Origin of the sequence: Paenibacillus sp. FSL M7-0420 (assembly GCF_038002345.1) — a bacterium.
In the GTDB taxonomy this organism is placed as follows: Bacteria; Bacillota; Bacilli; order Paenibacillales; family Paenibacillaceae; genus Paenibacillus_AQ.
The window spans coordinates 3,302,912-3,326,232 of the sequence record NZ_JBBOCJ010000001.1 but is presented as its reverse complement, the minus strand read 5'-3'; the positions used below and the strand labels follow the sequence as shown (position 1 = coordinate 3,326,232).

General features: G+C 52.9%; 22 protein-coding genes. 6 read left to right on the top strand and 16 right to left on the bottom strand.

Annotation, left to right across the window (positions count from 1 at the left end; translation table 11 throughout):
* Positions 1 to 38 precede the first annotated feature (38 nt).
* Positions 39 to 1,409, bottom strand: coding sequence for a glycoside hydrolase family 64 protein (locus tag MKX51_RS14135; protein ID WP_339256518.1), 1,371 nt, complete (start codon positions 1,407 to 1,409; stop codon positions 39 to 41).
* A gap of 366 nt (positions 1,410 to 1,775) precedes the next feature.
* Positions 1,776 to 2,291, bottom strand: a complete 516-nt coding sequence (gene msrA / locus MKX51_RS14130; RefSeq protein WP_340995610.1) for a peptide-methionine (S)-S-oxide reductase MsrA — start codon at positions 2,289 to 2,291, stop codon at positions 1,776 to 1,778.
* 359 nt (positions 2,292 to 2,650) lie between these two features.
* On the opposite strand from msrA, the gene MKX51_RS14125 reads away from it, so the two are divergent.
* Positions 2,651 to 3,211 (top strand): TetR/AcrR family transcriptional regulator, encoded by a 561-nt coding sequence (locus MKX51_RS14125; protein WP_339256514.1) that lies wholly within the window; start codon positions 2,651 to 2,653, stop codon positions 3,209 to 3,211.
* Positions 3,212 to 3,293: 82 nt separating this feature from the next.
* Here MKX51_RS14125 and MKX51_RS14120 read toward each other — a convergent pair whose 3' ends face one another.
* The 4 genes from MKX51_RS14120 to MKX51_RS14105 are packed head-to-tail and all read right to left on the bottom strand — an operon-like array spanning position 3,294 to position 7,427.
* Complete coding sequence (locus tag MKX51_RS14120; protein WP_340992796.1) at positions 3,294 to 4,310, bottom strand: Gfo/Idh/MocA family protein; 1,017 nt, start codon at positions 4,308 to 4,310, stop codon at positions 3,294 to 3,296.
* Positions 4,311 to 4,348: 38 nt separating this feature from the next.
* Positions 4,349 to 5,437, bottom strand: coding sequence for a Gfo/Idh/MocA family protein (locus MKX51_RS14115; protein ID WP_340992795.1), 1,089 nt, complete (start codon positions 5,435 to 5,437; stop codon positions 4,349 to 4,351).
* Positions 5,434 to 6,210, bottom strand: a complete 777-nt coding sequence (locus MKX51_RS14110; protein WP_339256508.1) for a sugar phosphate isomerase/epimerase family protein — start codon at positions 6,208 to 6,210, stop codon at positions 5,434 to 5,436. The genes MKX51_RS14115 and MKX51_RS14110 overlap by 4 nt, the downstream gene beginning before the upstream one ends.
* A 53-nt stretch (positions 6,211 to 6,263) precedes the next feature.
* Positions 6,264 to 7,427, bottom strand: coding sequence for a Gfo/Idh/MocA family protein (locus MKX51_RS14105; RefSeq protein WP_340992794.1), 1,164 nt, complete (start codon positions 7,425 to 7,427; stop codon positions 6,264 to 6,266).
* A 159-nt stretch (positions 7,428 to 7,586) separates the two neighbouring features.
* Between MKX51_RS14105 and MKX51_RS14100 the strand changes: the two genes are divergently transcribed.
* Positions 7,587 to 8,426 (top strand): AraC family transcriptional regulator, encoded by an 840-nt coding sequence (locus MKX51_RS14100; protein ID WP_339256504.1) that lies wholly within the window; start codon positions 7,587 to 7,589, stop codon positions 8,424 to 8,426.
* Between the two features lie 729 nt (positions 8,427 to 9,155).
* Here the strand turns inward: MKX51_RS14100 and uxaC are convergent.
* Positions 9,156 to 10,565: a glucuronate isomerase gene (gene uxaC, locus MKX51_RS14095; protein WP_340992793.1), complete on the bottom strand. Its 1,410-nt coding sequence runs from the start codon at positions 10,563 to 10,565 to the stop codon at positions 9,156 to 9,158.
* A 155-nt stretch (positions 10,566 to 10,720) separates the two neighbouring features.
* On the opposite strand from uxaC, the gene MKX51_RS14090 reads away from it, so the two are divergent.
* The 4 genes from MKX51_RS14090 (at position 10,721) to MKX51_RS14080 (ending at position 13,622) form a co-directional block, all read left to right on the top strand.
* Positions 10,721 to 11,413 (top strand): GntR family transcriptional regulator, encoded by a 693-nt coding sequence (locus tag MKX51_RS14090; RefSeq protein ID WP_340992792.1) that lies wholly within the window; start codon positions 10,721 to 10,723, stop codon positions 11,411 to 11,413.
* 48 nt (positions 11,414 to 11,461) lie between these two features.
* On the top strand, positions 11,462 to 12,316 hold the full coding sequence (locus tag MKX51_RS14085; RefSeq protein ID WP_340992791.1) for an SDR family oxidoreductase: 855 nt from the start codon (positions 11,462 to 11,464) through the stop codon (positions 12,314 to 12,316).
* A 128-nt stretch (positions 12,317 to 12,444) separates the two neighbouring features.
* Positions 12,445 to 12,747 carry a transposase gene (locus MKX51_RS33205; RefSeq protein ID WP_445321984.1) on the top strand — a complete coding sequence of 101 codons (303 nt, stop codon included), beginning with the start codon at positions 12,445 to 12,447 and terminating at the stop codon, positions 12,745 to 12,747.
* The gene (locus MKX51_RS14080; protein ID WP_445322057.1) at positions 12,669 to 13,622 is read left to right on the top strand and encodes an IS3 family transposase; all 954 of its coding nucleotides are present in this window, start codon (positions 12,669 to 12,671) and stop codon (positions 13,620 to 13,622) included. The genes MKX51_RS33205 and MKX51_RS14080 overlap by 79 nt, the downstream gene beginning before the upstream one ends.
* Positions 13,623 to 13,965: 343 nt before the next feature.
* On the opposite strand, the gene MKX51_RS14075 is transcribed toward MKX51_RS14080, so the two are convergent.
* The 9 genes from MKX51_RS14075 to MKX51_RS14035 form a co-directional block, all read right to left on the bottom strand.
* Positions 13,966 to 15,159, bottom strand: coding sequence for an IS256 family transposase (locus tag MKX51_RS14075; RefSeq protein ID WP_076086938.1), 1,194 nt, complete (start codon positions 15,157 to 15,159; stop codon positions 13,966 to 13,968).
* A gap of 304 nt (positions 15,160 to 15,463) precedes the next feature.
* Entirely contained in the window at positions 15,464 to 16,141 is a 678-nt protein-coding gene (locus tag MKX51_RS14070) for an ABC transporter ATP-binding protein (RefSeq protein WP_340940982.1), read from the bottom strand.
* Positions 16,138 to 17,262: an ABC transporter permease gene (locus MKX51_RS14065; protein ID WP_340992790.1), complete on the bottom strand. Its 1,125-nt coding sequence runs from the start codon at positions 17,260 to 17,262 to the stop codon at positions 16,138 to 16,140. The genes MKX51_RS14070 and MKX51_RS14065 overlap by 4 nt, the downstream gene beginning before the upstream one ends.
* Positions 17,263 to 17,543: 281 nt before the next feature.
* The gene (locus MKX51_RS14060) at positions 17,544 to 18,911 is read right to left on the bottom strand and encodes a sensor histidine kinase (protein ID WP_340992789.1); all 1,368 of its coding nucleotides are present in this window, start codon (positions 18,909 to 18,911) and stop codon (positions 17,544 to 17,546) included.
* A 17-nt stretch (positions 18,912 to 18,928) separates the two neighbouring features.
* Positions 18,929 to 19,606 (bottom strand): response regulator transcription factor, encoded by a 678-nt coding sequence (locus MKX51_RS14055; RefSeq protein WP_339256491.1) that lies wholly within the window; start codon positions 19,604 to 19,606, stop codon positions 18,929 to 18,931.
* A 37-nt stretch (positions 19,607 to 19,643) separates the two neighbouring features.
* Entirely contained in the window at positions 19,644 to 20,462 is an 819-nt protein-coding gene (locus tag MKX51_RS14050) for an NAD(P)H-binding protein (protein ID WP_340992788.1), read from the bottom strand.
* A 123-nt stretch (positions 20,463 to 20,585) separates the two neighbouring features.
* Positions 20,586 to 21,032, bottom strand: coding sequence for a MarR family winged helix-turn-helix transcriptional regulator (locus tag MKX51_RS14045; RefSeq protein WP_340992787.1), 447 nt, complete (start codon positions 21,030 to 21,032; stop codon positions 20,586 to 20,588).
* A gap of 172 nt (positions 21,033 to 21,204) precedes the next feature.
* Positions 21,205 to 22,395 (bottom strand): metallophosphoesterase, encoded by a 1,191-nt coding sequence (locus tag MKX51_RS14040; protein WP_340995609.1) that lies wholly within the window; start codon positions 22,393 to 22,395, stop codon positions 21,205 to 21,207.
* A 239-nt stretch (positions 22,396 to 22,634) separates the two neighbouring features.
* Positions 22,635 to 23,300, bottom strand: a complete 666-nt coding sequence (locus MKX51_RS14035; RefSeq protein ID WP_340992786.1) for an HIT domain-containing protein — start codon at positions 23,298 to 23,300, stop codon at positions 22,635 to 22,637.
* Positions 23,301 to 23,321 lie beyond the last annotated feature (21 nt).

Sequence of the window (23,321 nt, the reverse complement as noted above, 5' to 3'; positions counted from 1 at the left end):
GTAAAATCGTAGTTTTCCTTTACCTGTGGCTTACGTGCTTACCAGCCCACGCGGATAATCAGGCCTTTGGGGTCACCGACTTCCAGGTAAGACGCCTGGCCGTTGACATCGTCATACGGGAAGCCGTAAGCCAGCCCGCTGATGCTGTGGTCATGCCAGAATTTTGCATAAAAGTTGGCGGGAGCCGCATTGTAATAGTTAGCTACATTGTTCCAGTTACTAGTGGTGTAGACATGGCGGTTAATCGCAGCGCCGGTGGCAGCATCGATAAGCGAGCCATCGTTACGGAGAATATCCTGGGTGCTATAGCTGACATAGCCTGCGAAATAATTGCCGTTGGCCCCGCCGGCTTTGAACGAACCATGGACAGGAGCGATGATCCGGTAAGGCGCCTGATCGGTACCCAGCGATTTGAAGGCGGACGGCACTTCATTCTGGTATTTGCTGAAGATTCCAGCGCGCGTCTCTGATTCCAGCTCGCCTACCGTCTTGTCATAGCCGCCGGACAAGCCTACCAGCCGGTGCTGGACCGGGAAGCCGAATGCATCGACACGGGTCGTATTGCCATGGTAGCCTGTAGCATCCACCGTGAATTCAACGAAGTCGAAATAGAGATTACGGTTAGGATCGGTCGGATTATCAATATCCGGTCCGGCAAAGCCGTCATCATAGGTCTTAATATACAACGGCGTGCCAACACTTAGGAACATGCGGCCGGAGGTGATTTTGGGCAGCGTCACCCAGCTGGTCTGGCTAACCGTATGATAAATATTGGCATAGTTGACCCCGTTCTTGGTCAGATGGCCGGAAGCATTATTCAGCGCATTCGAGATCGGAATGAGATTGCCGCTAAGATCCAGATAACTCCATTTTCCGTTAGCCGGATTGATACCGATGACGCCCCAATAGACCTGGTTATCAGGGTAAGCGCCTCCCGTTCCGTTCATGACTTTGACAGACACGGAGCCTCCCGGCGGTGTCGGAATAGAAGAGGCAGCGATAGAATAGATGGAACCGGAAGACCCGGAAGGCGGAGTAGTCGGCGCTGCAGTGGGCGCGGTTCCCGCAGTGTAGTTGAACCAGCCGGTATCATAAGCCGGAGTCCCATTGTTGTAGGTGAAGAAGTACGAGAGTGCTGTGCCGCTGGCGACGCCTGTAACCACCTGCTCATAACGCGATTTACTGTTGTTATAAGTCATTCGGTAGTTTAGCTGGGTTCCCGAGTTCACCTTGTAATGCACATCGGTCCAGCTGGTACTGACTGTAGATTTGAACCAGATGGTAGCTGAGGTTCCCGACAGATCTACACCTTGGGTATAATCAGCTGCGGCTGCTTTGGAATTGAACAAAGGCAGGCAAGAGAGCAGAAGCACGAACGCAAGCATCGTCATTAACCATTTTTTGGACATTCTTAGATTCCTCCTGAATTATATTGGCATTGCAGTACTTCCCTTCAACTGCAGGAGCTGTAGAGCATTCTGTATTTCGCCAAGCCGCTTATTCTATCCTCTGTACCCGTACCCTGCTACCTCCCCCCTATTCCCGCCTGCATCAGAACCAGAATTACCAATGCTTGTATCCGTTTACAAATATGATTATAGTTGCACAATCGGCAATTGAGTAGGCACGGAATTTCGGATTCAGGTTCCCATATTTTGGTTTTAGGCATAATTATCTATAGCTTAACCCGCACGGTGCTGCAAAAATAGCAAAAAGCCCTTAATTCCCAGACGCCTGGTCATTAAAGGCTTTTGTAGGCTTCCATCTCGTATTCACTATTCCCAGTGCTGCGAAATAAAGGTATCCCGTCCGGATTGCTCACGGTCCTCTTTATAATGCTTCGGATTCTTCTTATGATAGTCCTGATGATAGTCTTCTGCCGGATAGAATACCGGCGCAGGCAGAATCTCCGTCACCACCGGAAGCTCGAATCTGCCGCTGACCGCCACCTGCTCCCGGGAAGCCAGTGCAGCCAGCCGCTGCTCTTCCGTATAATAGAATACCGCCGTGCGGTACTGCGTACCCCGGTCCTGAAACTGTCCGCCGTCATCCGTCGGGTCAATCTGCGGCCAGAATAGCGCAAGCAGCTGCTCGTAAGGGAATAATTCAGGGTCATAAGTGATCTGAACCACCTCGTAGTGACCGGTTGTACCGGTCTTCACCTGCTCATAAGTAGGGTTCTCTACCGTTCCTCCGGCGTATCCCGATACAATCCCGTGAATTCCGGGAAGCTCTTCGAACGGCGTAACCATGCACCAGAAGCAGCCTCCGGCAAACATTGCCTGTTCCATAGCCATACTCCCACTCCCTGTCTCTCTTCTGCTGACTCTAGGTAAACCCTGTACTAAGATAAAGCCTAATGGTCTAAAAGTCAATTGGATTGCTTGTATTAGCAATCCATTTATATGCTTAAGAAATAGAATATTTATTCTATTGATATTCTAAAAGGAAGAAAATCAAACTTCAAATAAATTCAGAACGAAAATTCCATTTTTCCTAATTTAGACAAAAATATAGTTCTTTTATTGTCTATTTCACCACAAATTCTATCTTTTTTCCACTTTGCAGCGGAATAGACATTCTGATAATTGACATTTCCTTGCAGGGGATGTACTATTTTATAGAATGATTTTTCCGCTAGTGAGGTGTAATGATGGGTAAACGAGATGATATTCTTCAGGCAACCCTTGATTTAATTACTGAAGAAGGCTTACAATCTGTTACTTTCGCCAAAATATTCAAGAGGGCCAATGTAGGCTCCAGCACATTCTACCATTATTTCGAGAACAAGGAGCAGCTGGTCAATGAGTTGTACCATAAAGTCCGCATACATAAAAATGAGTTCGTCATGAACGGCTATGACCCCGGCTTAACCATCTATGAGCGTGTGAAGAGCCTTCTGAAGAATACGGCTAACTATTCGCTTCAATACCCCAAAGAGGTTGATTTCACAGAGAACTATTGCTCCTCGCCCTATATTTCCGAGGACTTGCGGAACACGCCGGCTCCCTCAACCTTAGAGATATTCTCCATCATTGAAGAAGGACAGCGGCAGGGAATCATCCGGGAAATGAATGTTTGTCTGTGCTATCAGCTGATCTACGGGATATTAATTGCTGTCATCAAAGGCTACTTGGACGGAAAATATCCGCTGAATGAGCAGCAGATTCAGCAGACCATTGAAGCCTGCTGGCTTGCTATTAAGCTGTAACGGATAACACAAATGAGGCCATCCCTTAAGCAGAGCTCTGCATAAGAGACAGCCTATTCCGGCATCAGCCGGATGATGTACGCTAGACCTGAGGGACCAGATTCCGGCTCCCCGAGGACTTGTAGATCTCTGCAATCAGCGTGAGCGCTTTGATGCCCTCAGCACCGTCAATCCAGAACCTGCGGCCTTCACGGATGTGGGCGTAGAAGTCATGAATTAACCGTGAATGCCCGGTGCCCCAGTAGGATTTCCCGCCGCTGCTGATGCTCTGCGGCTCACAGAGCAGCGTCTCCTGACCATCCTTCCACAGATACAGGCTGTCCCGGCGCTGCTGCAGGGTCCCTTGCTCGAAGACCAGCTCCAGCTCCACCGGTGAATTGGCCTGATATGCATTGGTTCCGTAGAAGAGCCCGCGCGCCTTGTTTTTGAAGTCGATACACGCATGTGCACTGTCCTCGACCTCAATAACATTGTTCAGCACATCGGTGCTTACACTGCCTTTCACGGAAGCGATGTCACCGCCGAACCATTGCAGCAGATCCAGGGTATGGATAGCCTGATTGATCAATACCCCTCCGCCTTCCGTAGCCCAGTGGCCTCTCCATGGACTGTTCGTGTAGTACTCCTCAGTCCGGGTCCATGTTACCAAGCCCTTCATGCAGAGGAGGTTACCCAGGCTGCCGGAATCGATCACCTCCCTGATGCGCACCGAAGGTTCATTATAGCGGTTCTGGAATACTACACCCAGCTGTCCCGGAGCCTGCTCCGCCGCCTCCTGCATCAAGCGGGCCGAAGGCACATCCAGCGCCATGGGCTTCTCGGTTAACACATGCTTGCCTGCCTTCAGCAGTTCCACTGCCATTCCGGCGTGCAGATGATGCGGCGTGCAGAGATGGACGATGCCGATATCTGCACGCTCCAGCAGCTCCCTGTAATCCGTCAGGCCTTCACATTCGTAATCCTGAGCGGACTGCGCCGCCTGAACAGGGTCACTGTCCACCACGGCTACCAGCCGCACATTCTCGATCGAAGCAATAGCTCTGGCATGCAGCGGGGCAATCGCCCCGCAGCCGATAATCGCTGCTCCGTTGATATTCATCTTATCCACCTTCCGATCTTCTGATAGCTGTCCTGCAACTATTTGAGCGTATCGGGTGTCAGATTCACCGCTTGCCGCTGCGCCTCCAGACACAGCTCAGCCGCCTTGAATGCATGCTCCTGGGTCATCGCCTTCTCCGTCCGTTCCAGGCAGTCCAGAATCAGCTCACCGAAGAACGGGAAGCCGATCTTCCCGGCCACATGCTCATAATGCTCTCCCTCACCGTCCACCCAGTAGACATGGTCCGGTGTGCTGGAGCGGCCGATATCGCTGTATTTGCGCAGTTCGATATAGCCTTCCGTGCCGAGAATAATCGTCCGTCCGTCGCCCCAGGTTCCGAGTCCTGACGGTGTGAACCAGTCCACGCGAAAATACTGCGTAGCCCCGTTGTCCCCAACCAGCGTAGCATCCCCGTAATCCTCCAGCTCCGGGTATGCAGGATTGTTATAGTTGGCGACCTTACTATGCAGTACCTTGGCATCGCGGCAGCCTGCATAGAAGAGGAACTGTTCAATCTGGTGACTGCCGATGTCACAGAGAATGCCGCCGTATTTGTCACGCTGGAAGAACCATTCCGGCCGGCTGGGTGCATTTAACCGGTGCGGACCCAGTCCCATGACCTGAAGCACACGGCCAATCGCCCCCTGCTGCACCAGCTGACCGGCATAGACAGCGCTCTCTACATGCAGTCTCTCACTGTAGTATGTCATGTATTTCCGCCCCGTCTGCTCCACCTGAAGGCGTGCTGCCGCGAGCTGGTCCAGAGAAGTGAACGGAGATTTGTCCGTGAAATAATCCTTCCCATGTGCCATCACCCGCAGACCGAGCGGACCGCGCTCCGAAGGAACGGCCGCCGCTGCAACGAGCTGGACCTCAGGATCTTCAAGAATCTCTTCAGCAGAACGCGCGGCTCTGACGCCGGGATACTTGTTCAGGAATGCTTTTACCTTCTCGGGGTCAGGATCGTATACCCACTTCAGCTCGGCTCCCGCCTCCACCAGCCCGTTGCACATCCCGTAAATATGTCCATGATCCAGTGCCAGCGCAGCGATTACGAATTCACCCGGCCCCACCACAGGCTTCGCCTCATGTACCGGAGCATACATCATTCCATCCTTGCGGCTCATGCTTGCACCTCCAATCTGGAATGCAGATACCGGAGGCTGATCTCCAGGCTCTCGAACGGATCACGCTGGCACACATCCTGCTCCACGATATGCCATTCCACCCCCGTCTTGCGGCAGGCATCAATAATCGCTCCATAGTTCATATTGCCTTCGCCGATCTCGGCAAACACAGCCTTACGGTTCAGAATAGTCATATCCTTGAAATGCACAGCCTGCATTCTGCCTTCCACCTTGTGAATCCACTCTACAGGATCTCCGCCCCCCGCCTGAACCCAGTACAGATCCAGCTCGAACCCGAAGACCTCCGGATCACTGTCCTGCAGCAGCACATCCATACCCGTCAGACCGTCAAAACGTTCAAATTCAAAATCATGATTATGATAAACGAATTGCAGGCCATACTCTTCCTTAAGTGTCCGTGCAATGCCGGAAGCCAGCTTGGCGAAGGTGCGGTAGCCCTCCTGGCTAGTCTGATATTCCGCAGGCAGCGAGCCAAGGCCGATGTATTTGCAGTCCCACAGCTTATGCTCGGCAGCGAGCGCATCCAGATCATTCACCAGCCGGTCCCAGGGAACGTGTGTCGCACATATTTTCAGATTAAATTCATCCGCATATTCCTTCACCAGCTTAGGGTCCATGGGACCGATCCCGGAGATTTGCACAGCCTGGTACCCCATGCTGCTCACCTTCCGCAGGCTCTCTCTCAAGTCCTCCGGCGTCCGGGTATATTCACGCAGGGTATACATTTGGGCGGCAATCGTTGAACGGTTCATTGTATTCATCCACTCCTAGATAAGTTTGAGTTGCGTAAGAGAGTAAGGTTCGTCTAGTGGGTGCCCGATACATCCAGGGCTTTCTGGCTGACCGGCGCTTTCTGAAAAGTCGAATTCTCCACCTGCTCCATCAGCTTCTCATAGAACAGCTCGCTGTCGATCGGCAGGTCCACCCAGTTGTCGGTCCATGCGGACAGATACATGGCATTGGACAGGGTCAGACCGTGAATGCCCTCTTCCCCCGGAGCCAGCAGCGGCTCATCCTGCAGAATGGCATTGGTGAAGTTGCGCAGAATCCCCTTATGCTGTTCTCCATTTCCGGCTTCCACCGGAATCTCGCATTTCCAGCACTCCGGTGCTCCGAACCCTCCGGTATATTCCGCATTAAACTTCGGCTCCGGGGTGCGAAGGCGGAAGAAGGTCAGCGTGCCGTCTTCGACGACGATTTTACCGTTGTCTCCTGTAATCTCGAACCGGTTCGTCCCCGGCGCTTCCCCTGTAGTCGTGATGAACAGCCCGGTTGCGCCATTCTCATACTCCACATAAGCGGTCACATCATCCTCAACCTCAATATTCCGGTACTTCCCGAACTGGCAAAAAGCGCGTACCCGCTTAGGCATCATTCCGGTAGTCCACTGCCAGAGATCAAGCTGGTGCGGGTCCTGGTTCAGCAGCACTCCGCCGCCTTCCCCGCCCCAGGTCGCCCGCCAGCCGCCGGAATCGTAGTAGCTCTGAGAGCGGTACCAATTGGTGATAATCCAGTTCGTGCGCCGGATCTCTCCCAGCTCCCCGGACTGAATCAATTCTCTCAGCTTCTGATAGAGCGGATTCGTCCGCTGGTTATACATAATGCCGAATTTGCGGTCAGACTTCGCTGCGGCGTCATTCATCTCCTGTACTGCCTTCGTATAGACACCGGCAGGCTTCTCGATCAGAACATGCAGCCCGTAGCCCAGCGCTTCAATCGCCAGCGGCGGATGATCATAATGCGGGGTGGCAATCATCACCGCATCAATGATCCCGGACTTGAACAGCTCCTCCGGCGACAGAAAGCGCTGTACATGATCCGGCAAATGCTCCTCTGCCCATTCCAGCCGCTCAGGGCTGATGTCGCATACGGCCGTTAGCTCGGCCCCCTTAATATCACTCAGCAGACTCTGTGCATGGGTCCGCCCCATACCCCCTACGCCAATAATTCCATAACGTACCTTATCCATCTCCCATTCCCTTCCTGAAACAGTTTATGTTATGAGGATAACCCTATTTGCCGGTGGAGGCCATGACTGTAATTAAGGTATATTTGTATAATAATAAGATGTATTGGATAAATGGAAGCGTTATAATAGCTTTATAGCCTTATTTGAAGGAGCCCTGATATGAATATGACTGCGAAAGGCAATGGTAATTTGACCGGACGCCTGCTGCACAACCTGACGGTTACCGTTACCCATGCCCAATTAACCAGCAGATATCCGGGATGGAACCGGACGAATGAGACCCCTGCCTTCAACCGGCTGTATTATATTGATTCCGGCGAAGGCAAGGTGATTATCAACGGAGTGGCGTACTATCCGAGACCCGGACAGCTGATGATTATGCCCGCAGGCTCTACCCAGACCACGGATACTTCACGTGATGATCCTTATACACGCTACTATTGCCACTTCGATGCGCAGATTGGGGAATGGCCGCTGTTTCATTCGGCGAATAAGCTGTATATCTGTGATGTGCCTGATCCGGAGGCCACCCGGACGATGTTCGCGGAGATGATTGAATGGTTCCAGGATACCGGCTTCCTCGCTACCCTTCGGACGCAGGCCGCGCTGCTTACGCTGCTGTCCCTCTGTCTGGAATCGGGAGGCTACAGCAATTTCCTTGACGATCTGACGCATACGAGCGACCAGGGCAAGCTGGCGAATGTGCTGGGCTACATCGATCAACGGTTAATGCGGCCGCTGACGGTCGAGGAGCTGGCAGAGCGGGTCCATCTGCACCCGAACTATTTCATTCCCTACTTCAAGAAATTCATCGGCGTTCCGCCGATGCAGTACGTCCAGCTGAAACGGATGGAGCTCGCGAAGAGGCAGCTCTCCTACACCGATTTCAGCATCTCCAGTATCGCCGAGCAGGTCGGCATGGAGCTGGCCCACTTCTCCAAGGTGTTCAAGAAGTCCACCGGCGTATCCCCGTCTGCTTACCGGAGCAGTACGCGGTAGAATGCACCGGAAGTATCAGAAAGTAGTCATCCTGCGAGTGAATAAGCTTACCTTCGCGCGAACACAATGTATGCTGTTTTTCACATACATTTGGTCCGTATTCCGCAGTAGCGGCCAATTGTGATCGGTTTTTCGATTACATTCGGCCTACGCGGCGCTCCGAGTCCAATCGTAATCGGTTTTTCGATTACATTCGGCCTACGCGGCGCTCCGAGTCCAATTGTAATCGGTTTTTCGATTACATTCGGCCTACGCGGCGCTCCCAATCCAATTGTGATCGGTTTTTCGATTACATTTGGCTTACGCGGAGCCCAGAGTCCAATTGTAATCGGTTTTTCGATTACATTCGGCCTACACGGCGCCCAGAGTCCAATTGTAATCGGTTTTTCGATTACATTCGGCCTACGCGGCGCTGCCAGTCCAATTGTAATCGGTTTTTCGATTACATTCGGCTTACGTGGAGCCCACAGTCCAATTGTAATCGGTTTTTCGATTACATTCGGCCTACGCGGCGCTCCGAGTCCAATTGCGTTCGCTTTATGTAAAAATATGTTAATCAAATGGACAGACGACGTTGTGTTTTTAGGCACGCTGCTCATTTTCATGCTGCTGTTGTGCCTTGAAAGACATAATTCCTTAGCAATTAAAAAATCAGCACGCCTCTCTAAGAGACCTGCTGATTTTTTAACGCTGTGTCAATCGATGGATGGTATGCCGCGCTCCTGCGCTCTACTTGATCCCGAAATACGCATCCGCATTGTTGTAGCATATATTCTCAATTGTCCGGCCGATCAAGGCATAATCTCGCGGCAGGTCCCCCTCTTCCATCCACGTGCCGAACAGGTTACAGAGAATGCGCCGGAAGTATTCATGACGCGTGAAGGACAGGAAGCTTCTGGAGTCGGTCAGCATGCCGACAAAAGGACTGATCAGCCCGATGCTGGAGAGCGCCTTCAACTGCTGCAGCATGCCCTCCTTCTGATCATGGAACCACCAGCCGGAGCCCATCTGCACCTTGCCCTTGATGCCGTCCCCCTGGAAGTTGCCGATCGTGGTGGCGATCATCTCATATTGCGAAGGGTTCAGTGTGTAGACGATAGTCTTCGGCAGCTGTCCGCTGGCATCCAGCTCATTCAGCAGCGCGTTGAGACTGCGGGCCATATTGAAATCCAGAATTGAATCGAAGCCGCTGTCCTTGCCGATTCTACTAAACATCCGTGCGTTGTTGTTGCGCAGCGCTCCGATATGCAGCTGCATGCTCCAGCCCCGCTCATGATAGAGCCGGCCTAATTTGATCAGCGTATGGCTCTGGAATTTCTGTTCCTCCTGCGGGCTGATCTCCTCCCCTTTGAAGGCCCGGGCAAAGATGTAGGCCGCTTCATGCTCTGTAGACTGGGCATGCGGCAGCTCGCCGAAGGCCTGATCCGACAGCCGGCAGCCATGCTGATGGAAATAATCAATCCGCGCTGTCACAGCCTCGAGGAACCCGGAGTAATCGTGGATTTCAAGACCGCTCGCCTCACCAAGCAGGCTCACGTATCCGGTGAACCCTTCATCACGGATATTCAGCACCCGGTCCGGTCTGAAGGTCGGAGCAACCACCGTCTCAAGCGCATGATCCTTCTTAATCTGGATGTGATGCTCCAGTGAATCAATAGGATCATCGGTTGTGCAGACTACATTGACATTGAGCTTTTTGAGAATTCCCTGCGTAGTCAGTTCATCTCCCTGAAGCTGCTCATTGCAGCGTTCCCACACACTGTCCGCAGTCTCCCCGGAGAGCAGCTCGTCGATCCCGAAGTAGCGCTTCAACTCCAGGTGGGTCCAGTGGTAGAGCGGATTGCCCACCATCTCAGGCAGGGATCGCGCCCAGACCATGAATTTGTCCTTGTCCGGCGCATTCCCGGTAATTAGCTGTTCGTCAACGCCCAGCCAGCGGAGCGCCCGCCACTTGTAATGATCCCCGGATAAGGCCAGATCAGTGATATTGCGGAACCTGCGGTTACTGCTGATCTCCTGCGGATTCAGATGACTGTGGAAATCGTAAATCGGCATTGCGGCGGCATAATCGTGATACAATCTCTGTGCACTTGGACTTAACAGCAGCCAGTCGTCATGAATAAAAGATGAGGTACTCATATTGTTCTCCAGCCTCTCGTCTGTGATATTGGTGGGCCACGGATACCGTCCTTAAGCGGACAGCAGGAGCTTATGCCCATTCGCACTACCATACTACCATACTTGTATGGTAGTATGGTAGTGCTTACATTAATCGATAACAGGAGGGTTACACGATGGAATACACTATCGGTACACAAGCACTCTCCACAAGGGACATCGTGTACCGTTCACTGAAGAATCAGATTCTGCTGCTGGAGCTGCCGCCCGGAACCGGGATTTCGGAGAAGGAGATTTCGCTGAAGTTCAACGTCAGCCGCACTCCGGTCCGGGAAGCCTTTGTCCGTCTGGCCCAGGAGGGCCTGCTTGCCGTATACCCCCAGCGGGGAACGGTGGTCTCCCTGATTGATTCCGAGCTCGTGGAAGAAGCCCGCTTCATGCGCGAGCATCTGGAGCGGGCGGTCATCCGCGAAGCGTGCAGCACCTTCCAGGCCAGGAATCTTATCGATCTGAAGGCTAATCTGGACAAGCAGAAGCTCTGCATCGAGGATCAGGACTATAAAGAAATGTTCATGCTGGATGAAGAGTTCCATCATGTGATTTTCATGGGCTGCAATAAAAAGAATACTTGGGAGGTCATCCAGCAGATCAAGGTTCACCTGAACCGCAGCCGGATGCTCAAGCTCACGGCGGATCACAACTGGGAGCATCTGTACCGGCAGCATTATGGTCTATATAAAGCCATTGAGCAGCATAATATTCAGCATGGGGATCAGATTATGCAGGAGCATATGGCCCTGACGATTGCCGACCAGGAGATGCTGATCGAGAAATATCCGCAATATTATAAGCAAAGATCCGCAGACTGATATAACCTGACGCAAGATCATACTTTCACCAAGAAGGGTTGGATCACTATGTCCGAGTTGGCATTACAGCCTGCACTGGCAGGCAAGACCGCTGTAATTACCGGAGGAGCCGGAGCCCTCTGCAGCGCTATGGCGCTGGAGCTGGCCCGTCAAGGCATGAAGGTAGCTATCCTGAACCGTACGGAGGCGAAGGGGGCGGCTCTGGCTGCACAGATCACTTCCGGCGGCGGCCAATCCCTGGCCCTGGCCTGCGATGTTATGGATGCCGGGAGTGTCCGGCAGGCAGCGGATGAGATCTCCAAGCAGTGGGGTCCGTGCGACTTGTTAATCAATGGGGCCGGTGGCAATCAGCCTTCGGCGATTACCACCAAGGAGACCTTAGAACCGGGAGACCTGGAGAATCCCGATGTCGTCTCCTTCTTCGATCTCTCCGTGAGCGGCTTCCGCACGGTCCTTGACCTCAATCTGACCGGAACATTAATTCCAACTCAAATCTTCGCCAAGCAGATGCTCGGACGCCCCGGATCAGCGGTGATCAACATCTCCTCCATGAGCGCCGCATCGCCACTTACCAAGGTACCGGCTTACAGCGCGGCCAAGGCAGGCATCAACAACTTCACCCAGTGGCTTGCGGTGCATCTTGCTGAATCCGGCATACGGGTAAATGCCATCGCCCCCGGCTTCTTCGTCACCGCACAGAATGAACAGCTGCTGAAGGACCCGAACGGTGAACTGACCGAACGTTCGCTCAAAATCATCTCCCAGACCCCGATGCGCCGCTTCGGCACACCGGAGGATCTGCTCGGCACCTTGCTCTGGCTGGCAGACGAACAAATGTCAGGCTTCATTACCGGCATCACCGTGCCGGTAGATGGCGGCTTCATGGCCTATTCGGGCGTGTAGGCCTGAAGCTTGAATAACAAAAACCTGAACCTCAGAAAACGAGGTGGTATTATCCCCTTTAAGTAGACACTCGAAAAAACCTCATGTGTTAACATGAGGAAATGAGTGAACTGGGAGGGGATTTTGGTATGGCCAAAAAGGGACAAGTGTTTCAATCGTACACGGAGGCATTCAAGAAAGAGGCTATTCAAGCCTATTTTACAGGAGGGGAGAGCTATAAGGTCGTCTCCGACAGGTTGGGGATTGTGAACTGTACCCAGCTTAAAGTATGGGTAAAGAAATATCGGAATGGGGAGCCACTCCATACACCAAAAGGGGCAACAAGCCCTTTAAAAGGACGTCCACGTTCTACATTTGCCAGTATAGAAGAAGAACGAGATTACTTAAAGGCACAGGTGGACTACTTAAAAAAGCGGTATCCAAATCTGTAAAGGGAGGGAAGCTTGGACTGCATGACAAATACGCCGTAATTGAAGAACTACGTGACCAACATGGCATCACCCGCCTATTAGCCATTGCAGAGGTATCGCGGGCAAATTACTACAAGTGGCGAGGTGCAGAGGTTCGACGAATGGATGCCCATGAGCAAGAGCACGCCATGAAAGAGCATATGGTGGCGATTCACCTGGTTCATCCCTATTTCGGGTACCCTCGAATGCAGGCAGCCCTGCGGGAGGCAGGCTACCTCGTCAACCACAAGAAGGTATGGCGGCTCATGAAAGAGCTATCGATCCAGTCTGTCATTCGCAAGAAAAGGCGTCGTGCGGGCTCTACTCCTTCCGTGGTCTACCCGAACCGATTAAAGCGTAAGTTTCATGCGACAGCACCTCAGCAGAAGCTAGTAACGGACATTACGTATATCTCAGACGGCACCCGTTTTTATTATCTGTCTGCGATTCAGGACCTCTTCAACAATGAAATTGTAGCTTGGCAGATCTCGGAGCGAAACGACGTAAACCTCGTCTTGGATACGGTTGAACAGTGGACACGGAAAAGAGACGTGTCTGAGGCCGTGCTCCATTCGGACCAAGGCTTTCAGTACACGTCTCAGGCGTACAACACACGATTAGAGGCATTCAGCGTCAAGGGCAGCCACTCTCGCAAAGCAACCTGCCTGGATAACGCCTGCATCGAATCCTTCTTTTCGCATCTGAAGACAGAAAAGTTGTACCTTCACCAGTGTAAGTCAGAAGCAGAGATTCATCAAGCCGTTGAGGAGTATATCTACTTTTACAATTACCAACGTTTTCAGGCGAAACTGAAACAGCGCGCGCCGATTGAGTATCGACACGCGCTGGCTGCTTAGCTTTTTTCATCTGTCTACTTGACAGGGGTATGACCAAGGTTCAGGTTTTTGTTCAACTGCGAAGCCACAAGGACGAATATATGTGGAAAACAGCATACATTATGCTCGCAAGCAGGCATATAGACCGAATGTATGCGGAAAACAGCATACATTCGGTGCACAAGCAGGCATATGGAGCAAATGTATGTGAAAAACAGCATACATTCGGTGCACAAGCAGGCATATGGGTAGCGTCAAGCAGTTTGTGTAAATGAGTAGAAGTACCTCCCCGGGGTTACGGGTTGGGGGTGTAGTGTTTCTGGGGGGAGGGGGAACCCCGCCCCCCAGAAACTGGATTCCTTAGTTACTCTTCTTCGGCTGTCGGCAACGAAGGGTAGCGGGCTTCATAGAGCTGGCTGAGCTTCTTTTTCACCGTGTCCACCCCAAAGCCAGGGGTCACTCGCTGCCCAAACCTTTCGTTGTAGCCTAACATCTCCAGATACACGATTTTTTCTGCCGCATCCATGTTGGTCAGACTGTTCATCGGCTTCAGACGTTTGCGGATTTCCTTGTTCATTCGCTCAATGGGATTGGACGTGTAAATCGCTTTACGCATCGGTTCCGGGTACTTGTAGAACGTCAGTAACGTAGAAAGCTGCTCCTCCCAAGACCGCATTTCCTTCGGGTATAACGCATTCCACTTCGCTTTCACCGTGTCAAAGTTCGCCCGGGCCACGACCTCATCCGGTGCATCATACACGGTCTTCAGGGCTTTAATTACATCGGTTTTGTGCTCCACCCGGATTTTGGGTAACGTGGCTCGTACTTTGTGCACCACACAATGCTGCACATCCGCCTGCGGGTAGGTTTCTTTAAAGGCCGCATCTAGCCCCGGCAGTCCATCAAATACACCCAGCAGCACTTCCTGGGCCCCGCGTGCGTACAGATCTTTGAGCACCTCCCGCCAGCCATTCGAGCTCTCTTGACCCCCCACGTAGAACCCCAGGATTTGACGCTGACCTTCTTCGTCGATTCCCATGGCAAAATAGACGACTTCACCCCGGACCGTGCCCCGTTTCAGCTTCACGTACAGCCCATCCAGGTAAATCACAGAGTAGCGCTTGCTCAGCGGACGTTTCTGCCACTGGTGAATGTCCTCCAGCACCGTAGCGGTGATGTTACTGATGGTGGTGGGCGAGTAATGGCTGCCGAACATGCTTTCAATAAATCGGGCCACGTCCCGGGTACCCATGCCGGATTTATACATCTGGATCACCGCCTCCTCCAGCCAGCCCTCCCGCCGCTGGTACGGTTCAAACATCTGAGTTTGAAAGAGACCCTGGCGGTCCCGGGGAACCTGAAGATCCTCAATATGGCCGTATCTCGTGTGCAGATCCCGTGTATAGTATCCGTTACGGCTATTGCTGGCACCGGCTTCTTCACTCGCCATAAACCCTTGGATTTCGGCACGCAGGAGCGATTCCATATTCTCTTTCATGAAGTCTTTAACAAGTTTTTCAAATAGATTATTTAGCATATGTTCGGGTACAATAGTCATCGAGTAGGGCTCCTTCTTGGTGTTGTGGTAAACCCGAGGATACCCTACTTTTTTGTTGCCTGGCTAGGCTCCAAATTGTGGTACACAACTTACTTTACGCCATCGGCATATGGAGAATGTATGTGGAAAACAGTTTACATTCGGTGCACAAGCAGGCATGGAGCAAATGTATGTGGAAAACAGCATACATTGTGCTCGCAAGCAGGCATATAGACCGAATGTATGCGGGAACGAATACAATTAGTACCGCGAAGGTGAATAAGCTAGGCTTGTGGGGCTTAGAGTGCCAGGGTCATCTCTCCCCCTAAGCTTCAACCAGCACGCCGTCCTCCAGATGCAGCACCCGGTCGCACCAGTCCAGCATCCGTTCGTCATGAGTAACCATTACAGCAGCCTTGCCTTCGCTCCGCACCTCGTCGGCTATCATCCGTACCACTTCCCGGCCACGGCTGTAATCCAGGCTGGCTGTAGGCTCGTCTGCGAACAGAATGGCCGGCTTGTTCATCCATGCCCGGGCAATCGCCACCCGCTGCTTCTCGCCCCCGGACAGCTGTTCGGGATAATGATTGCGGCGCTCCCAGATCTCCAGACGCTTCAGCAGATAGGCAGCACGCACCTTCGCTTCCTTCGGGCTGAGCTTAGCCAGCTTCGCTACATAAAGCAACTGCTCCTCTACCTTCAGGAACGGCAGCAGCTGCGCACTTTGGAACATGAAGCCGATTTTTTTCAGCCTTAGCTCCGTCAGTGCCCTCTTGTCCTTGTCACGCAGCGGTTCGCCGTCGAGGAGGATCTCTCCGCTGGTGGGCGTAAGCAGCGCACCGGCTGCGGAGAGAAACGTGCTTTTCCCGGAGCCGGATGGCCCCAGTACTGCTATGAATTCGCCTTCGTTCACCGTAAGGTCCAGATGGTTCAGTACGGTCATCGCCCCGTCCCCATCCCCGTAAGTCTTGGTTACCTGCTTCATCACTAATTTCGCACTCATGCTCCAGTCCTCCCTATCGCTTCCAAGGCATCCACCTTAGCTACTCTTGCTACCGAAATTAACGAGCCCAGCAGGGACATCCCTATGAACAGCAGACTGGTCATCGCCATCGTCTGTCCGTCCAGCTCAAACGGCATCGAATCGGGCAGGCCCATATTCATCCCCAGCGTAAGCAGAATGCCCAGCACCAGACTGGCGACAGACAGCAGCATTACTTGACCGACTACACTCCAGGCCAGATAGGACATCTTGGTCCCCATCGCCTTCAGGATACCGAATTGGCTGGTCTTCTGGATCGTAATGACATAGAAGAATACAGCAAGAACTACCGCAGCAATCACGAACAGGAACACAATCATCATCAGCAGCGAATTCTGCTCGGCGGAATAACCGGGAACACTGGCGATCGCCTGCTTTTGTGTAATTACCTCTATGGACTGCTGCTGATCCGCAATCTGCGCAGCTTGAGCCGCCGTTACATCCAGCGCCATAACATTGTATGGGGCATTGGCATTGCCTGAACCGCCGCCTCCCTGAACCGTTACTTGCTTCATCGACTGCCAGTCCAGCTGATTGATATAGACCACCGGAGTATGGCTGTAGGAGCTGTCCTTCACGAAGCCGGTAACCGTCCAGCTCATGCCGGAAGCCTGATCACGGATCGTACTGCCAATGGTAACACCGGACTGTTCCAGCTTGGAGTCTGCAACCGCGCTGCCTTGAACCTCATTGGTGAATCCGGCGCCTTCCGTTACTTCAGGAGCTAGCATGCCCGTCATATCTACGGCAAAAAAAGTAATATCCGCCTTAACATCCGCACCGGCAGCTGTAATTGTACTGGTCTGTACCCCCAGCGGAGTCGCGTTCGCCTCTCCGGCTACTGACCGGGCAGCCGCAAGCTCCGTATCCGTTAACTGTGAACGCCTGAAGGTATGATCCGCATCGCTCTGCACGGCGAAGTAATTGGCGGGCATATTTTTCAGCGCCGAAATATTGGCATAAGCAAGACCTCTAGCCAGGCCGGTGACGAACAGCACCAGGAACGAGACCAGCAGCATAATCACCATAATGAGACTGTAGCGTGCTTTGGAGTGCCTCATCTCCCGAATTGCCAAGAACATATAACCACTCCTTCTAATCTGTATATCCACAGTTTAGAGAGTGAAGATGAACGGAGTATGAATAAAGAATTACACTATATAGATTGAACTAAACGGTATTATGTTTTGGGAATGCCGTGACTCCAGAGAAGTTTTGGACTTCCGGCCGCTGCCCAATTTGAATTTCCTAATTGAACCGCTCTTCGCGGTAGAAATTCAAATACATAGGCGGTCGCTTCCGCTCCTACAGTTCCATAATTCCCCTCCGCCACTTTTCCTTTAACTCTAAATATTAGTTCAACCTATATAGCGGCAGGGTGGCAGGGCAGAGTGACAGTGAACGTAGTTCCTTCCCCTACTGTGCTGGTTACCTCGATGGTTCCGTTATGCGCCTGAACGATCTTTTGGGCGATGGCCAGCCCCAGCCCGCTGCTGCCTGGCTCACGGGAGCGCGACTGGTCCACCTTGTAGAACCGGTCGAAGATCATCGGCAGCTGCTCCGCCGGAATGCCCGCCCCGTTGTCGGTCACTGTTACAATACATTGCTGGCCCTCCACATGGGCTGCGATACTGAGGGTCCCGCCCGCCGGGGTGTATTTGACCGCATTCGTCACCAGATTCATCCATACCTGATAGAGCAGATTGGAATCGCCCGTAAGCGTGATGTCTCCGGCATGCAGCCGCACCGCCAGCTCCTTCTCCGTAAGATGCCATTCCATAATCTGAATCACCTGGCGCAGCTGGGCGCGCAGATCAAAGCTTCTTTTCTGCAGGGCATGCTCGTCATAATCCAGCGAGGACAAGGTGAGCAGCTGCATGCTGAGCATAGATAACCGCCGGCTCTCATCGCCGATAATTGACAGATACTCTTGGCGCTGGGCTTCAGGCAGGGTGCCATCCTGTAACGCATGGGCGAAGCCCTGAATAGAGGTTAGCGGCGACTCAATCTCATGCGAGACATTGGCGACAAACTCCTGTCTTGCCCGGTTCGTACGTTCCAGCTCGCGGCTCATCGTCATGAAGTGGGAAGCCAGTTGGCCGATCTCGTCGCGGCGTGCGGTGTACAGCTTAATGTCGTAGCGGCCCTTGGAGATTAGGAGCGTGGCCTCGGTCAGCCGGGTGATCGGTTTCACCACATGCAATGCGCTGATCAGCACAAACCCCAGACTCAGCAGAATAATAACCACGATCAGCACGCCGAAAAAGATCCGCAGCTCCCCGAACTGCACCTGAGCATCCGGACGCATGAACAAGGCATAGGTATCCCCGTTAATATGGACCGGCACGCCAATGGAATTGCTGAGCTGGTTATCGAAGAACCCTGTCACGAACAGCTGGCCGGGGAAATTCCCCACCCCATGGTAGATCTCCCCGTCCAGCACCTTGCGCAGCGCCTCGTCCTTGAGGTCATTTTTGCGGAAAGGCAGGCCGTAGAAGCGTTCCTCTCCTTCGGCATTGACCAGATACATCTTATACCCCAAAGAAGCTGTGCTCAGGAGATACTCTTCCACCGCATCCGGGTGGTCCTCGATGAATTGCTGCAAACCTATGGCCATCCGGGTCAGCTTGGCGTCATTCTTCGGCTTGATTTGGGACTGGTAATACAGGTTGGAGACCAGAAATCCCAGCACACTGCTGATCATAATCACCGAGCAGAAGATAATACTCATTCGTACATAGAGCGACCTCATGAGTTCACCATTTCCACTTTGTAGCCAATTCCCCGGACCGTGCGGATGATAAAATCATTCTGGTATTCGCTGAACCGCTGACGCAGGCGCTTGATATGCACATCCACCGTGCGCTCATCCCCTTCGTAGTCCGCTCCCCAGACCAGCTCAATCAGCTCACCACGCGTGAACAGGCGTCCCGGATATTGGGCCAGCTGGGCCAGCAGCTCGAACTCCTTCACCGGCAGCAGCAGCACCTCCGTCCCGTCACTGATCTCGTAATTCTTACGGTCGATCACCAGCGAATTCAGGCGAATCCGATCATCTGAGGCGATGGAATAACGGCGGAACAAGGCCTTGATGCGAAAGATCAGCTCCTCCGGTTCAAAAGGCTTGGTCACATAATCATCCGTCCCGTGCAGATACCCCTGCTCCTTATCGCTGAGCTGCTGACGGGCCGTCAGCAGAATGACGGGAATATCATAGTTCTCCCTTATGTATGCACACAGCTCCAATCCGTCCATATGCGGCATCATCACATCCACCACCGCCAGATCGACTGTCTGCTCCTTCATGCGTGCCGCCGCTTCCAGCCCGTCTCCGGCTTCTATCGCTTGATATCCTTCTCTGGTAAGAACATGCCGCAGCAGCGTGCGGATATGAACATCGTCGTCGGCTACCAGTATCTTTTTCAAATTACATACGCTCCCTCCGGCTTGCCTGATCATGTCATCATACTATAAAAGGCAGAATGCTGTCCCTCAGCGGGGTGACCGGTCTGCCCATAAGCTGCTCCAGGTCGCCGGAGGTGGAAGCCGTATCCAGCTGGCTCATAAAAGCATAGATCCAGTGCTGAATTCCCTCATCCTGACGGTGCACCACCGGCTTACCGGCAACCTCTGTCAGAACTTCGGCCAGATCTGCGAAATCCCAGGTGTGCGTAGCGGTCAATTCATAGATCCGGTTGCCTGCGCCCTCTTCGACAAGTGCAGCAGCAGCAGCCAAAGCAAGGTCCCGGCGGCCAACCGAGTTGAACTTCCATCCGCCCGGCGCCGTCACCAGCTCTCCGCTGGAGAGCGCTTCCTTCAGCCCCAGCACCCCTACGAAATCAATATAAAGGGCATTGCGTAAAAAGGTATATTCCAGCCCGGACTCTATAATCGCCTGCTCCGTCATTGTGTGCACATTGCCGGGCTTACTCCGATCAGCACTCTGCTGCGGAAAAGCAAAACCCGTATAAAGCAGATGCCGGACCCCGCTTTGCTTCGCTGCATCAATCACCCGCTTATGCTGGGCGAGACGTACATCATCATCCGTATGCGAACTGGAAATCAGCAGCAGCCGGGAAATCCCGTGGAACGCTTCCTCCAGGGATTCCAGCAAGTCGTAATCCACCTTGCGGGCTTCAATTCTCTGCTCCCGGAATAGAGCAGCTTGCTCCACCTTACGGACCCCGGCAACAATCTGCCCTACAGGGATGCGGCTGCGCAGATTCTCCAGAATCAGACTTCCCAATTGCCCGTTGGCTCCCGTAATCATTATTGTCGTCATAGGCGATAACATCCTTTCCTTATTGAAATAAGATCTCTTCACATCCCCGCCGTCATATTCCAGCCGCTATATATAATCTCTGTCTGCGGGCAGCCTCCCGGCAAGCGGAACATTCCAGACCCTCTATCCTCTGCTCAGCTTGTTCAGCAGCTCCAGCAACAGGTGTAGCTCTGGCTCATCCAGCCGGTTCATTACCGCCGCAACTGCTTTCCGGTTCCCCGGCAGCTGTTCCAGTAGCAGACGCTTACCTGCTTCAGTCAGCGAAATAACTGTCTTACGGCCATCCTGTGCATGAGCCGCCCGCGTAATATAGCCGTCCTTCTCCAGCGGAGTCAGCAGCAGGCTGATATTGGCTTTGGTTACCGCGATTCGCTCAGCAAGCAGCGAAGGCAGGATCGACCCTCCATCCTTCGCAATCTCAACCAGTACGCGGATTCTTGCCCCGTTCAGCCCCTGCGCCTGCCAGTATTTCTCGGAGACGGCCACAGTGCCGGCTGTCGCTCCCACCAAGGCGAAGAAAACCTCATTTTCAAGCGGCAGCTCAAGCACATAACTTTTTAAATCATCCATTGGCAGTAGTCAACTCCATTTAGTTAATAGCTTAACTATTTCTATAGATAGATTAGCTGATTCCGTCAGGATTGTCAAAGGAAATGAATCCACTCCCCCCGTTGCCAAACAAAAACCCCCTATCCTTCCTAAGGAAGGTAGAGGGTTCGATACAGCCGGATGACGGGTTCCGTTAAATTAGAACAGGCTTAGCCGCAGCTGACACCTTGTCTTCACCATAGCTCATGCTGCCATCCAGCACAAGTTCCAGCTTAATCAGCTCCGAGCGGCTGGCCAGCCGGATCGGCGGTCCCCAGGTTCCATAGCCGGACGAGACGATGACATGCAGCTTGTTTTTGAGCAGATAGCCCCAATCCAGTTCGAACAGGCGCCGGGTAATCCAGTGATTCGGTGCAATTTGCCCCCGGTGGGTATGTCCCGACAGCAGCACATCCACTCCAGCCTGCGAAGCGATCCCGAAGCCTGTCGGCTGATGATCCATCATTAGAATCGGCTTGCTGCGGTCAAGACCCTCCAGCAGAGCCTCCACGCTGAGCCGTCCACCGGCCTCCATAGCTTCAGCCGTCTTGTCTTTGCGCCCGACCACGTAAACTCCTGAAGTCTCCACCACTTCATCCTGTAACACCTGAATCCCAACACTCCGCATAACCTGCGTATACTGCGCAATCGATCCGCCATAGTATTCGTGATTCCCCAGCACGGCGTAGACCCCATAACGTGCCTTCAGCTGCTTCAGCTGCTGCTCCATCCCATTGCGGAGAAAAGGTTCAATACTGTCATCCAGCACATCCCCGGCCAGCAGAATGATATCCGGGTTCATCGCGTTCATCTCCCTGACCATTCTGCGCAGATGGCGGTTGCCGACAATGTTGCCCAGATGCAGGTCGGAGGCTACAGCTACCGTCAGCGGAACGCTGGTTCCGATGGATTTGTCCACCTTAAGCCGGTGGGTCCGCACCACAGTACTCCAGGCATTGCGTGATCCCCAGATCAGGAAGATTGCGAGCAATACCAGCAGTGTAGTCCCTGCTTCCGTTACGAATGCGGAGAGATTCGCGCCTGCGAGCGCCAGCACACCATAGAACAGATCGGTCAGCGGCAGCATGATCACGGCGAACTCCATACAGGCCAGATAATAAGAGCCGATCACTTTGAACAACCTGCCTACCGGTCTCAGCGCCTGCGGCAGCGGCACCCGGCCAATCATGTAAGAGAAGGAAATGACAAGAAAGATAGTCCAGTACGCAGCAGTATTCATCCCCGGCAGCCATGCCTGGAGCAATACGGACAGATGCCATCCAATGTAGACATTCACCAGTCCAAGCACCAGCACCATGACCGCAGCCCCGGCCAGCATCCGCATGTTTTTCACTTCATTCCACTCCCTTAAAGTAAGTTTCTATCCTATCTACTTCAAATCATAACACAAAGTATTCACCAGGTATAAACTGTGCTGCCAACCTGTGATAAACCTGAGTTCCCCTTGGACAAAAAAAGAAAGACAGCCCTGCGGCTGCCGTCCATGGAATGCTTAAATTAGTGATACGTAGTTAGTAGTGTGTAACTGTGTGCAACCAGCTGAATTAGACCCTTCGCTTTTGCTTATTGTCTCAGTCCCTTAATGTCTTCAACCGATAAGCCGGTGGCTTCGGAAATGGTTTGCAGGTCTATGCCGCGATCCAGAAGCCTGATAGCTATTTCTCTGCTTGACTCCGCTCTACCCTTTTCTTCAGCACTTTCAATACTGGAATGCTCATCGCTCAGCGCCTTCATGCGGGCATCATAAGCCATTCGCGCTGCCGCGTCCTGACTTAGAAACTCTAGTGTGTCCATCGCTTTTTTCAGCATAGGTTCTCTCTCTACTAACGCTTCTACCATTCTCCGTCTCGTCTCGCCCAGCCGTTCCCCGGCTCCGTCCGGGTGCAGCGGTTCTCCCCACAGTAGCCCGTCCCCCTCATACCGGGGAAGCACATGCATATGATAGTGGGTCAGATCATTGAATTTACCGCCGTCGGCAATGATTCTGATCCCGTCCGGCTGGTACAGATATTTGAGCAGCGCGGAGAGCTTCTGTGAAGCCTCCATGACAGTATCTGCAGTCTTCGCATCCATCTCATCGACGTCCCAATAGTGCTTTTTCGGCAGAATCAGGGTATGGCCTTCATTGAAGGGATCGATATCGAGTACACAGGTGATATATTCATTCTCATAGACGATATTCAGGTCAGGCTCAAGCCCGTTCGCAATTCTGCACCCCAGGCAATCCATGATGATCCTCCCCCTTAAACA